The sequence below is a fragment of the Nostoc sp. genome (assembly GCF_036917355.1).
GTDB lineage: Bacteria > Cyanobacteriota > Cyanobacteriia > Cyanobacteriales > Nostocaceae > Nostoc.
The window spans coordinates 1-13,054 of sequence record NZ_JBALDP010000023.1 but is presented as its reverse complement, the minus strand read 5'-3'; the positions used below and the strand labels follow the sequence as shown (position 1 = coordinate 13,054).

Below are 13,054 nucleotides of genomic sequence, written 5' to 3'. Positions count from 1 at the left end.
CTGCCTTCTATTGAGATTGATGCTGGTTAGCAAGCATTTGGTATGTAACCTGGAAATCATCATTTGTAATCTGAATCAAGCTGGAGTCAGTCAATCCCTGGGCGCGGTATCGACGAATTGCGCTTAAAGCAGCTTGATTGCTCAACAAAGCCAAGTCTGCGCCATTCCAACCTTCGGTAACTGTCGCCCAAGTTTCTAAATCGACATCAACCAGGGGACGATCTAGATTGTGAACTCCTAGAATCGCTAATCGGCTGGCTCGATCTGGTAGATCGATTTTTATTTGTAAGTCCAATCTTCCCGCTCTGAGCAAGGCAGGATCGAGCGCTTCTGGACGATTGGTTGCTCCTACTAATAGTACTTTCGGGCATTCATGCAACCCATCCAGTTCGGTGAGCAATTGACCAACAACGCGATCGCTAACTCCAGAATCACCAGTGAATCGTCCCCGTGCTGGTGCTAAAGTATCAATTTCATCTATAAACACAACGCAAGGAGCTGCTTGCCGAGCTTTGCGAAAGAGTTCTCTGACTGCTTGTTCTGCCGCACCTACCCATCGGCTGAGTAATTCCGGGCCATTCACAGCAATAAAGTTGGCTCTAGCCTGGGAAGCGATCGCTTTTGCAAGTAATGTTTTTCCCGTTCCCGGCGGTCCCCACAACAGAATCCCCCGGGGAGGCTTGGCTTTGGTTTGCTCGTATAGTTCGGGATAAAGGAGTGCGCCTTCAACAGATTCTTGAAGTTTTTGTTTCACATCATATAAACCACCAATGTCATCCCAGCTGACGCTCGGTACTTCAACTGCTACATCCCTGAGAACTGAGGGTTTTATCTCCTTAATTGCTTCGAGAAAATCCTGCTGCATGATAGTCATGTTCTCAGGAATGGGACTGTTGAGCGAGGGGACTTGACGACGAAGGGCAATGTAGGCTGCTTTTTGACAAAGTGCTTTGATATCCGCACCAACAAAACCGACAGCCAAATCGGCGATCGCTCCTAAATTAATTGAAGTTTCCAAGGGCATGGCACTTGTCAAAATCGTGAGAATTTCCAATCGTCCATTGCGATCGGGAACCCGAAACTGAACTTCGCGATCGAAGCGTCCCGGACGACGAAGCGCCGGATCGAGATAATCAGGACGATTTGTTGCCGCTAATACAATTACGCCCTCGGTTTTGGCAAACCCATCCATTAACCCAAGCAACTGCGCCACTAGTCTTTTTTCAACTTCACCTTCCACTTGGCTGCGATCTGGGGCAAGGCTGTCAATTTCATCAATAAATATCAAGCAGGGAGCAGAACGAGTTGCTTTCTCAAAAATACTTCGCAAACGAGCTTCTGCTTCGCCGTAATACTTGCTCATCACCTCTGGGCCATTGATGGCAATGTAGTTTAACTCTAACTCTTCTGCCAAAACGCGGGCTGTTAAAGTTTTTCCAGTACCGGGCGGGCCAACTAGCAAAACCCCACTCGGAGGCTCTAACCCTAATTTCACCAATAAATCTGGACGTTTAAGTGGAATTTCAACTAACTCTCTGATTTCTTGGAGAACATCCGCCAAGCCGCCGACATCTTGCCAAGAAGTTTTTGAGTTCGTCTTATCTGATGGGGGAGTGACATCAGTATCATCCATTGGTGTAGTGCCAACAGTGGAATTGGATCTGACTCGGCTGGAATTATTTGTTCTGGGAATATTGCCTTGCCGGGGAATACTACTGAGATTATGAGAGCGAATTTGAATAGAAGTTTTTAACTCGCCTTTCTCTGCTTTTTCTTCTAAAGCTTTGGCAATTTCTAATAGGTGTTCAAATCCTTTAAATATGTCGTCCATTGATTTTAGTTAAATAAAAGGTAGAGAAAATTTTATTTTCATAGGACTTACGCAAAATAATTAAAAAACGAACCGCAAAGGACGCAAAGGACGCAGAGAAATAGGAGTTTTATCGAGTTATTGCGTAAGTCATGTTACGAAAAATTAAAAGTTTCAATAATTTTTGATTCTCAATTTTTATTGCTGTTCAACAGGAAGAGGAATTAATCAGTTGGAAATTGTTAATCGAAGACGAGCAAAGTTATACGGGGCAGTGAAATTGTTGTAACGAATTCGCAAACGGTCTTCAAATTGACGATCGAGTGCTTCAACGTGTTCGCTAAATTGTGATTCTGCTTCCCAAGGAATTAGGTAGGCTGAATTGTAGATCATTGTGTCCATTTGGGGAGTATTTTCTACCACCTCGATCGCAATGGAGTTGAGCGTGCCTTGAAATATATCTATGATGCCTTGCTTGCGATCGCTCATTCCCTGTTCGATGGTTTGCCCTATTTGGATTACCCGCTCCATACTCAGGGGTTGACCTACTAGCTTATCCCTTTCGGTTTTGAGATTTGGGTGTTCTGCCAATAATCCCTGAATTTCTGCCTCGGTATCCCAAAAAACTTTGACACTAACTTCTCGGCAACCCGATAACTTTGCAAGCAATTGCGTCAATTCTTCTTGATGAGGACGAATTAATTGCTGTGAAACCGTTTCCCAGCTTGAAACCAAAAGTCCAAATTGCACTGGCAGTAAATAGCGATCGCCTCCTTGCATGATCTCCTCAAGGACTTTTTCATGACTTAGCAGGTTACGACGGCTAGCCAAATAACGCTCTTGCTGTGCTTCTGAGTAGATGACTGCAAAATCATCCAAAATTTTAATTTGTACAGGTTGCCGATCTAAGCCCTGTAAATTTAAGTTTTCTGGAGCAGGCAAGGTCAAAATTCCATAAATGTAAAAGCCATAACTCATAAAAATGTCTTACCAAAAAGAATGTAGATAAAAAAGTTACAAGGGTTTGGAAGTGAGTACTAGTCTTAACTTGGCATGAACTAAGCTTAATTGAGCCAGTCCTAAGTCCAAGTCACCTTCAACCACAACACCCGTATTTAATAGGCGATCGAGGAGTTCTAGAATAGAGGGTTGACTAGAGGTTTCACCGGGGTAATATCCTCCAGATTGGGGAAGTAAATTTCCCATTTCACCCAAGTTAATATTTAGATCGGCTGGGTCAACATCAAATATCTCGCAAAGCTTAACAACCTGTTGTTCAAGCTGTTGCAGGCTTTCGGCAGCTCGATCTAGCTCAGAGTCGCTGAGGTTGCCAGCATCCATTCGCCGAATCACCTGAGCTTCCATGAGTTGGCGTATCAGTTCAACAACCGTCAGTAACAACGGTGCTAAACCGGAATCGGAACCTTTTGATTTGCTAATCGCCTGCATTCTGATGATTAATAGGATTGAGTGCTTTGAGCGATTGCAGTTCTGTTTCTAGACTGACAAGACGCTCTTGAAGTTGTTGATTAGTTGCTAATAAGGCGTGAGTTTGACTATTAAGATAGGGGTCGCTCTCCCACCAATTAATTCCAATCTCTTTGGCTTTATCAACAGAAGAAATCAACAAACGAATCCGAATGTTGAGCAATTCTGTGGAGCCTACGGAAATAGAAATATCTCCTGCGATAACAATGCCTTTATCCAGAACCCGTTCTAGAATATCTGCCAAGGTAGAACCTTGAGTTGATGTGGTGATAGCTCCCCGATTAGTATTAGTACTCATTTGTTTATTAAATGGCCAGAATCAAAAGCAACTGTCTGTGAGATGCTTGGCGGCTCGGCATTACCCTGCATTTGTACTAATACTCCCTGTTCTCTGAGAGACTTGAGTGCAGCCACAATTTGACTGCGATCGATCCCTAGTTCTACTGCCAATTCAGAGAAACGCCTTCCTGGAGAATTACACAGGTAGTTGTAGACTTCATGCTCGTAAGGTACTCGTTGTTCCAATACAACCCGATCTTGGTTGTTTGGTATTATCTCTGACGGCTGGGATTGAGTATTTATACTATGATATAATTCACTTAAAACCTCTTCCAGTAACCGAGTTGCTTCCATCAGAGGTTGATTCGTGCGAGAAAGCAGGATATCGGCACAAATATCTTGGAAGCTAGGATCTCCAGGGTTGACGGAAATTTCATGTTCGTGGCAGATTTTGGCAATCATAAGACAGGAACGCAATCCACCGCCTTGTCCAGAGCCAGATCGACTCCAAAACGTCCGTACTAAGCGGACAATTACTTCTGCTTTCTCGGAATCTATACCTGTTTTATGAACTACAATTTCCTGCTGACTCAGTTCATCAGGTGTAGGCATATCAATGGTAATAACACGATCCATCAAAGCATCCTGAGTTGCATGAACTCCACAATACTCTTGAGGATTTGATGTTAAGATTGCCCGAAACTGAGGGTGAACCCGGATATACTCAGCTCGATGTTGGTTTGTTGGTAATACTAACAACCTCTCCTCAAGTACGGAGAGTAAAACGTTATTTACCTCCGGGTGCGATCGATTGAATTCGTCGTAAACCAGCGTAAATCCTTCTTTACAAGCTAGGGTTAATCGTGCATCAACCCAATGTTGTCGGACTTCATCCTCAACTTTGATAACGCTGTGGATGAAGTTATCAACAACCTTTTTACGGGTATAACCTAATTGATTACCAATCAAGTCTGAGGTTTTAAACTCATCATCTCCAAATAAGAGGATGATCGGCTGATTGAGCAAATCAGCTAGATGCATTGCCAGAGTGGTTTTTCCGACTCCGGCTGCACCACGTAAATGTATTGAAAAACCTGACTGTAGATAGCGCAAAGCACGTTGAGCGATGCGTTGAACAGCAGGTGTATTGACAAATCGTTGGGGAGATGCATTTAATACTGTTGTCAAACTCTAAGTACCTCCTAAAATAGGAATGTCATGTAAAAGTATTTTTTTTTACATTGCAAATATAAAATACAGATGTCAATCAGCCTTAACTGGACTCAAATCCAACGCATTTTGGCATCAACACAAGACTAGTAATGTTTAATATTTATGTCATCAGCATGATTACGGTCTTGAGAGGATACCTTTGATAAGTCCACACAAGTGTAAAGCAATATGGTTCTGCGCTTTTTACTATTACCGATTACTGGCCCATTAATGGGGGTAACGTGGCTTGGGGAAAAAATTTTAGAACAGGCGAGTACTGAAATTGATGATAAAGAAAATCTCAGCAAGCAACTTCTTGCACTCCAACTTGCTTTTGATATGGGAGAAATTCCCGAAGAAGAGTTTGAAATTCAGGAAGAAGCGCTTTTATTAGCGATTCTGGAAGCAGAACAGGAGGGAACAATGTTGGAGGAATAGGGCGTTGCATAAATGCGGGATGGTTTTTCTCACGCAGAGGAGGACACTTTTCTTTTGTGGGCGGGTTTCCCGACTTGTACCGCTAACGCGGAACGCGCAGGGTAGAAAGTGTCCGTCGCGCTCCAGACGCAGAGAGAATAAGGAATTTTATATTTCAATACGTACAATTTCATCCCTAGATTCAGCAACGCCAGGAAAAGAGTCATTTCCCGACATTTTCACTAACACAGGACTTACGCACAAGTCACGGAAAATCGAACCACAGAGAACGCAGAGGACACGGAGGAATAAGAGTTTGGGAGGTTTATTGCGTAAGTCCTATAACATATAAAATGTATTGGCATTGTATATACAAATGTTCTATATTAGATATTAAGCATTACCGAAGTAAGCTGCAACCTTACTTCGGTAATGCTTAATCTGACACATAAATATGGAAGATACCTAATGGTTGCCCGTTCTAAAATGGATAATCTTGGTCGTAACCAAGTAATTAATATTAGAGTTCAAGAACAACAACGGGATTTAATTGACAATGCGGCTGCGATTCTTGGTAAAAGCCGTTCTGACTTTATGTTAGAGGTAGCCTGTAGAGAAGCTGAAAAAGTCATCTGTGACAAAACCTTTTTTGCATTAGATGAGGAAAAATATCAAGAGTTCCTTGCTATTTTAGACTCACCACCTAAAGCGAATGAAGAAATTCGTAAACTCTTAACTGCTAAATCGCCTTGGGATTGATGACAAACCAAAGGAAAATGATCAATGCTCCTCAGCCTGTTACTAAAAACCATGATGTATCAGAGTTTGAATCCAAATCAGAAGCCTTGAATAGCTGGCTGAAGGAGAGAGCTTTGAAAAATGAGGGGGATACAGCCAGAACATTTGTAGTAACAGTTGAAAATAAAGTAATAGGCTATTACTGTTTATCAACAGCTTCTGTAACTCATTTAGCAGCTGTTAGCAAAGCTAAACGGAACGCACCAGACCCTATACCGTGTATGCTTATTGGTAGGCTAGCTGTAGATATCAAATGGGAAGGACAAGGTATAGGGTCTGGTTTATTAAAAGATGCTATTAAACGCATTTTATCAGTATCTCAAATAGCTGGTGTTAGATGTATTTTGGTTCACGCTAAAGATGAAGAAGCCAAAAATTTTTATTTAAAACGTGGTTTTCAAGCATCGCCAATAGAAGCATTAACGCTAATGATGACTTTAAAAGATATTCGAGCAAGCATTGTAGATTAACCTATTAACTAACGTGCGCCTCCGTTGGAGACTCACGTTAATTTTAAAAATATTGTTAGCTATTATACTTAAATAAATTATGCTTCTACTATACAAGTATTAATTTAATGGAAGCTTTGCCCGATAATTGGGCAGATATTCAACCTGATACTGTATATCTTTCAATCAGTGGTCTGCTAGTTTTATTTGGCAGTGAACAAATAAAGCTGGGATTAAAATATGATCGGAAGGGGAAACATTTAAAAGCCATTGAGAAGGGGCTTGTACCTCCTCGCGGTAATGTTGGGTTGGTGGCTTCCCAAGAATCTGGCTACGATTTTAAATCTAAAGTCTTAGGTAAAGGTGGCGACCGCCGATTTCATGCAAAATTAATTGATGGTATATTGCACTTCTCTGGTTTGGTAACAGAACATTAAACCCACATAACTATGACAAGGCTCGAATTAAAAAATCATCAAGTTTGGCAAGATTTAACTGAAATATTACAAAGTCTAGATGCTAATCTTCTTGTTCAAGAACATCTTGACCAGTGTGATTATAAAGTGTGTGGTTATTGGGATGAACAAGATGAATATTATGAGAAAATTACGTTACCTCGTACCCTAGAAGCCGAATTAGTTAGCAGTTCAATAGGCGTTACTCACAAAGAACGTTTTTTACAACTAAAGTTTTTGCTGATTGCTGATGCTGTTGATAATACAAAAACTGCAAGTAGCAATGCTCAAAAACTTGGTGAATTGATTCTTGTTTATGATGAAAATCTAGAATTTATTGATGAGAATTGGCTTTTAGATGTCGATTCTTCATTCCTTGTGAAGCTATCTGGCTAATTTTAGGCAATTGAGTAGAAATAAGAAATAACTAAGCAACGAATTTTCGTGCCTAGCGCAAAGCTGAATATATAAGGGTTTGAGATAGGCTTTGTTGCTCACCTTTGGGGTATCGCAACGATTGATGAAAAATTCCGCTATTTGCTGTGAAATGCTTGATAAATGGTTTTTCTATCTGCTAACTTCGACAGCGCAATCAAGGTGCGCTGTCGTGTCTGCTGAAAACTCTGTATTTTAGACTTTCGAGCTAAATTATCAGAAAGTATTCTTACTTTCTTCTTACTGGATATCTCCAGATAAACTCACTGTAATAACGTTAACAACATTATTATTAGTATCGTATCCAAAGTAATTATAATAAAAACCATCACCCAACGCTGTTGCAAATGCAATAACATTTGCTCCATTGGACTCATTGACACACATATTAGCCAACATTACGCCAAGTCTATTTTCTTCTTCGAGTAAATTATCTAGTTTGCAAGCTAAAGTGTCTTCATAAATTTCTGTTTTCCAAGTATTATTAATAATAATTTGAGCAGCATCCGCATCCATAAAACACCCTATTCCAGAATCAACTCCATAACCAAAAAATCCCTCTCCTTCTTTTAAATCACTTAATTTTTCACCAACTCTAGTAGCTAATTCCCACCTTACTGGGCTTACTTCGCTAATCTGAACCATAGCATAAGCAACCATTGGTTCTTCGTTATTGAGGTTGTGTGCAATGCTCAAAAAAACTGGGTAACAACCAGGTTGAAAATTGGGACTAAAGGGATCTGTACCAGGAAAAACTAGGGGATCACAAGCTACTAATTTTCCTGAAGTTAAGTTTAATTCCCCAATTATATAGGGATTAAGAATAAAAATACCAAATCGTGTATTTAGCCTTTGACCTGTTTGGAAAGCTTTTGATAAATCAACATTTATCATCTTTTATTCATTTATTTGTTTAAAGGTCATTAATTTAAATCTTATACAAATCTATTGAGATAGCCCCGACCGAGCAAGGAAGTTGCGAAGAATAGGCAAGCTGAAATCTTAGTACTTAGTATTCCAACGTTAAGGTTTTGAATTTTGGTGTATTGTCCTTCAAGTCAGTATTTGCTTGCTGATGAGTCATGTCCCCTTCAGGAATTGTTTGACTATTTAAAATAGCAAGACGTTGCTGAATCTGATGTTGGCGTGCTTCGAGTTTCTCTAGTTCCTCCTCTAAACGCTCCTTCTCTAACATCATTTTGTAAGCATTTAAGTAGGCTGTTGCTTGAGAACGTTGAGGAGGCATGGTGCTAAATTTGGCTTGAATTTGTCTGCGGTTTGGAGTGCGATGCATAATAAATTTCTCTTTGGGTATGAAAGTATTTAGTCTAATTAGCCGTTAAAATAAACAGGTAGCTGCTCCTTGGATGCGTTCTAAAGGCTGAACTGAGCGAGGAAGCATTGGTAAGCGAACTATTGTCAAACCTGGAAAATTTGTCTCGCAGTCATCGCAATTAATGGTTGCTGTAGAAGTAAAACGGTTGAGAACAAGGTAATTCTGACTTACACCTATTTCTTGCATAGATTTGAACAAGCGTTGTTGTTCGGCAAGTACGCTAGTCTGGTTAAGTGTAACCCCAATGAACTCTGCTTGTTGTGCGTCTTTTAGCACTTTTTGGGCTTTGACTACGCGCTGTCGCAAAGTTCGTAAACGCCCCATAAACTCTGTACGACCAAGAACATTTTGATACTTGATCCAGAGTTTGAAAATCCAACCTAGCCAGTCTGCTAATGCAGTTGGCATTTCTAGAAAACGTAGAAGATGACCTGTAGGAGCAGTGTCTAAAATAATTAAGTCTTCTTCTTGTTGCTCTAGCAATTCCATTACTGTTAACAGGGAAAGTATTTCATCAATCCCTGGTAAAGCTTGATCGACAATTTTGCGCCAGGCAGCAGGAGCATAGGCCATTTCAATAGATTCGCTTGTTTGGGTTTCGCCACTCATCATTTCGGCCAGTTCCCATAGGTAATCGGCTCTAAATTGATCGACAATGCGATCGCCATCCACTTCCTGACCTCGAAGATTGGTAGTTATTTGATATGGTTCGTGTCCTAAACTCAGACCAAAGGCATCACCCAAGGAGTGAGCAGGATCGATGGAAACCATGCGAATTTTGCGATCGGGATGTTGTTGAGCCATAGCCCAACCAATCGCAGCTGCTACTGTGGTCTTGCCTACTCCACCCTTACCGCCGATTAGTAATAGGCGACGACCTTCGGTCAGAAAATCTCCAAAGCTAGGAGGAATTTTTTCAGGCCATTGAATTGGGAGTAGATGAACAGGAGATAGTGGTTCAAGCTGAGGAATATGGATTTGGTCGATAATATTGCTGAGGGCTACAATTCCCAAAGGCTCCTTATCTTGTTGTGGCACAATAAACATCGGCTTTCCGTTAGCAAGAGTCGTATACTGGCTGATGAGCGGTTGTTGTTCTTGGTAACGATCTGGGTCAGTCGCACTGGCAAGGACTTGGTTGACAAACAACCCTCCACAAGGAACCTGCATGGTTTCTAAGGCTTCTAGGAATCGTTTTGACTCCAACCAACTCATTGGTTCGGCGATCGCAACTAACAAACAAGCTGTATGGTTAGGATCTTGAAGCAGACGACGACCTTGCGACAGTTCAGCTTTCAGGGTTTGCAAAAACTCGTCAGCGCGATCGGGTGTGTAACTTCCAGCAAAAGTCTTGCTAATAATCCGATGCTTTTCTTGAAACAGTTCGAGAGAGTGGAGGAAAGTGTCTAAAAAATCCATCAATCCAAACAAGTTGAGAGTATGACCGCTAGGAGCCATATCTACTACTACTCGATCTACCCGCTGCTCCTGAAAAAGGCGTTGGATCTCTAACAAGCCCATCAACTCGTCCAGTCCAGGCCAATTTAAATCCCAAACTGGAGACAAGTCTTCTCCTTCAACAAAACTACCGCGCTCCACTAACAGTTCTAACACCTGACCATAACGTTCTTTAAACTCTTGTAGCAGACGCTTTGCATCTAACGCTCTTACTCGTAGATTGGGTAGTTCCGCTATGGGACGAGGAATGTCATCAACGCTAACTTGTAAGACATCTCCAAGAGAGTGAGCCGGATCGGTTGAGATTAAAAGAATTTGCTCATTGGCAAATTTCTGCGCCCAACGACATGCAAAGGTGCAGGAGATTGTCGTTTTTCCGACTCCACCTTTACCGCTAAACATAGCAAGGTGTAGGTTATCAAAAAGTTCCATCCCGTTTGTCATTATCCGGCGTTTTAGGATAAAGTTACTACATTTTTTTGAAATTAACTTAAGTAATTTTGCTGAATAAATCTATTTAAAACCTTAATCTTTCACGGATAGGATTTACAAAACTTCTAGGGCGGCGATAGGGAAAGCTTTACAAGAGAATATGTAATTAATTTTGTTGAGGTACTTACAAAGATTAGCCGAGGAACTATAACTGAGGTAAAGATTTAGCCAGAGATGTCCAAAGGTAAGGAGATAAGATGGTTAACAGTTCTGAAGGCGATATAAATATTGGCTGTAATGTCCAAGGTATTTCTGAATACGACTTTTTTTCTGACAGTAATTTTGAGGACATTCATTGTCGTCCACTTAAAACAGACTCTCCCTACTTAGGACTAAAAACTTTTGAAATTAAAGATAAAGACAAATTTTTTGGTCGAGATAAATGGATTGTTAATCTGGGCGATCGCTTAAAAAAAGATAATGTACTCTTGCTTCTAGGAGCATCAGAGAGTGGCAAATCATCATTAATTCGGGCAGGTTTAATTCCTTATTTAGGATCTAATAAAAATTCATTAATTAATATAAGTTTTCACCCAGATGAAAATCCTTTTAAATCTCTTTATCACTGTCTTGCTTCTACTTATGGGAAAAAATCGCAAATAGCGGATATTGCTAGAGAAATAAGAGAAAATACCCTAATTAAAATTGTCACATTCCTCAAACAAGATTATCAGTGCATTCTGATTTTTATTGACCAATTTGAAGAACTGTTTACAAAAACTCAAAAACCGGAACGCGATAAATTTGTTGCTAGTCTCTTTCAACTGTTCCAGCACCAGGATAGCTCTGTCAAAATTGTTTTAACAATGCGATCTGATTTTTTGGATAAATTTAGTGAGTATCCCCAACTTGCAAAGATTCACGATCGCTATAGTCGTATACTCACTAGAATGAGCGATGGAGAATTAAAGTTAGCGATCGCTGAACCTGCTGCTAAAAATGGCGTTACCTTTGAACAAGGATTAGTTGAGCAAATTATTCATGATTTTCACCAACAAGATGATTCTTTACCGCTTCTGGCATACACCCTGAATGTATTGTGGGAAAAAGAAGATATTGCAAACGGGGTTCTGAAGATAAAGACTTATCAAGAACTAAAACAGCAAACGTTTGGTTATTTAAGAGAACAAGCTAATCAATTTATTAATCCTAGTCTTGGATGGCGCGATCGCCATTCGAGAGAAAAGGAACAAGAGATTCAAAAGTTAAACCTTGCACTGACTGAATTAAAACTGCGCGAGCAATCCGCCAGGGTTTTGAATTTACTTCCTGTCCAACCGCTAGAGGGTTTGGTGCTGGCGATTCAAACAATGGGTGAGAATCTAGAGAAATACCCAAACCAGCTTCTAGCTCCTGTTCTGGGAAGCTTGAAGGAAGCAATGAACACACCCACAGAAGCGAATAGCTTGCGCGGACACGAGCAAGAGGTTAATTGTGTAGCCTTTAGTCCTGATGGCAAGTTTATTGCCAGTGGCAGTAGCGATTCTACGGTGTGCTTGTGGAATATTATTGGCAATCCTACCGCTCAATTTTTGTTGGGGCACGAGCAAGAGGTTAATTGTCTAGTCTTTAGTCCTGATGGCAAGTTTATTGTTAGTGGCAGTATTGACGGAATTTTGTGTTTATGGGATCTACAAGGTAATCTCCTTATTCAACCGTGGCAGGGACATGAGGAAGGAGTTATTTCCGTCGCTTTTAGCCCAAATGGCGATTCTATTGTCAGTGTTGGTTTTGACGGAACAGTGTGTTTGTGGGATTTACAAGGTAACGCCATTACTCAACCTTGGCGCGGACATAAGGAAGGAGTTATTTCCGTCGCCTTTAGCCCAAATGGCGATTCTATTATCAGTGTTGGTTTTGACGGAACGGTGTGTTTGTGGGATTTACAAGGTAACACTATCACTCAACCCTGGTACAAACATGAGGCAAAAATTATTTGCGCCGCCTTTAGCCCCGATCGCAAGTTTATTGTCAGTGGTAGTAGTGATTCTACAGTGCGGTTGTGGGACATCCAAGGTAATCCCATCGGTCAACCTTGGCACGGGCATGAAGGACATGTAAATTCTGTAGCGTTTAGCCCTGATGGCAAGTTTATTATTAGTGGTAGCTGCGATCGGACAATACGCTTGTGGAATATCAATGGCAACCCCATCACTCAACCTTGGCGGGGACATGAAGGAGAGGTTAATTCCCTAGCCTTTAGCCCTGATGGCAAGCTGATTGTCAGTGGTGGCGATCGCACTGTGCGTTTGTGGGAGCTACATCAAATATTACAAGATCGGGTCATCGGGCGATCGCAGCGCAAATATGAGAATTGGGTCAATTCTGTCGCCTTTAGCCCTGATGGTCAGTGGATTGTCAGTGCCAGCAATGATTCGACAATCCGCTTATGGGATATTCACGGCAACCCCATTGGTCAACCTTG

Annotated in this window: 14 protein-coding genes; 6 read left to right on the top strand and 8 right to left on the bottom strand. The window is 41.2% G+C overall.

The genetic code is table 11. The features are described from left to right. Positions 1-7 precede the first annotated feature (7 nt). The 5 genes from V7K53_RS06335 to gvpN form a co-directional block, all read right to left on the bottom strand. Entirely contained in the window at positions 8-1,831 is a 1,824-nt protein-coding gene (locus V7K53_RS06335; protein ID WP_335196760.1) for an AAA family ATPase, read from the bottom strand. Between the two features lie 207 nt (positions 1,832-2,038). Beyond that, entirely contained in the window at positions 2,039-2,788 is a 750-nt protein-coding gene (locus tag V7K53_RS06330; RefSeq protein ID WP_335196759.1) for a GvpL/GvpF family gas vesicle protein, read from the bottom strand. 36 nt (positions 2,789-2,824) lie between these two features. Next, the gene (locus V7K53_RS06325) at positions 2,825-3,259 is read right to left on the bottom strand and encodes a gas vesicle protein K (protein ID WP_069071675.1); all 435 of its coding nucleotides are present in this window, start codon (positions 3,257-3,259) and stop codon (positions 2,825-2,827) included. Then, positions 3,246-3,596 (bottom strand): gas vesicle protein, encoded by a 351-nt coding sequence (locus tag V7K53_RS06320; protein ID WP_335196758.1) that lies wholly within the window; start codon positions 3,594-3,596, stop codon positions 3,246-3,248. The genes V7K53_RS06325 and V7K53_RS06320 overlap by 14 nt, the downstream gene beginning before the upstream one ends. Further along, positions 3,593-4,765, bottom strand: a complete 1,173-nt coding sequence (gene gvpN / locus V7K53_RS06315; protein ID WP_335196757.1) for a gas vesicle protein GvpN — start codon at positions 4,763-4,765, stop codon at positions 3,593-3,595. The genes V7K53_RS06320 and gvpN overlap by 4 nt, the downstream gene beginning before the upstream one ends. Positions 4,766-4,978: 213 nt before the next feature. Here gvpN and V7K53_RS06310 point away from each other — a divergent pair, with 213 nt between their 5' ends. The 5 genes from V7K53_RS06310 (at position 4,979) to V7K53_RS06290 (ending at position 7,304) form a co-directional block, all read left to right on the top strand. Then, complete coding sequence (locus V7K53_RS06310) at positions 4,979-5,227, top strand: gas vesicle protein GvpG (protein ID WP_335196756.1); 249 nt, start codon at positions 4,979-4,981, stop codon at positions 5,225-5,227. Between the two features lie 447 nt (positions 5,228-5,674). Beyond that, positions 5,675-5,965, top strand: coding sequence for a type II toxin-antitoxin system TacA family antitoxin (locus V7K53_RS06305; protein WP_194144280.1), 291 nt, complete (start codon positions 5,675-5,677; stop codon positions 5,963-5,965). Beyond that, a complete protein-coding gene (locus tag V7K53_RS06300; protein ID WP_194144279.1) occupies positions 5,965-6,474 on the top strand; it encodes a GNAT family N-acetyltransferase in 510 nt (169 codons plus the stop codon). The genes V7K53_RS06305 and V7K53_RS06300 overlap by 1 nt, the downstream gene beginning before the upstream one ends. A gap of 107 nt (positions 6,475-6,581) precedes the next feature. Next, a complete protein-coding gene (locus V7K53_RS06295) occupies positions 6,582-6,890 on the top strand; it encodes a hypothetical protein (protein ID WP_335196755.1) in 309 nt (102 codons plus the stop codon). Positions 6,891-6,902: 12 nt separating this feature from the next. Beyond that, positions 6,903-7,304 carry a hypothetical protein gene (locus V7K53_RS06290; protein ID WP_335196754.1) on the top strand — a complete coding sequence of 134 codons (402 nt, stop codon included), beginning with the start codon at positions 6,903-6,905 and terminating at the stop codon, positions 7,302-7,304. Positions 7,305-7,583: 279 nt separating this feature from the next. Here the strand turns inward: V7K53_RS06290 and V7K53_RS06285 are convergent, their stop codons facing one another. The 3 genes from V7K53_RS06285 to V7K53_RS06275 all read right to left on the bottom strand — a co-directional run bounded on the left by V7K53_RS06285 (position 7,584) and on the right by V7K53_RS06275 (position 10,581). Beyond that, complete coding sequence (locus V7K53_RS06285; protein ID WP_335196753.1) at positions 7,584-8,237, bottom strand: DUF4241 domain-containing protein; 654 nt, start codon at positions 8,235-8,237, stop codon at positions 7,584-7,586. A gap of 115 nt (positions 8,238-8,352) precedes the next feature. Next, the gene (locus tag V7K53_RS06280; protein ID WP_335196752.1) at positions 8,353-8,637 is read right to left on the bottom strand and encodes a hypothetical protein; all 285 of its coding nucleotides are present in this window, start codon (positions 8,635-8,637) and stop codon (positions 8,353-8,355) included. Positions 8,638-8,682: 45 nt separating this feature from the next. After that, positions 8,683-10,581: an ArsA family ATPase gene (locus V7K53_RS06275; protein ID WP_335196751.1), complete on the bottom strand. Its 1,899-nt coding sequence runs from the start codon at positions 10,579-10,581 to the stop codon at positions 8,683-8,685. Between the two features lie 245 nt (positions 10,582-10,826). Here V7K53_RS06275 and V7K53_RS06270 point away from each other — a divergent pair. After that, a partial coding sequence (locus tag V7K53_RS06270; protein WP_335196750.1) for a WD40 repeat domain-containing protein occupies positions 10,827-13,054 on the top strand: 2,228 nt, incomplete at its 3' end.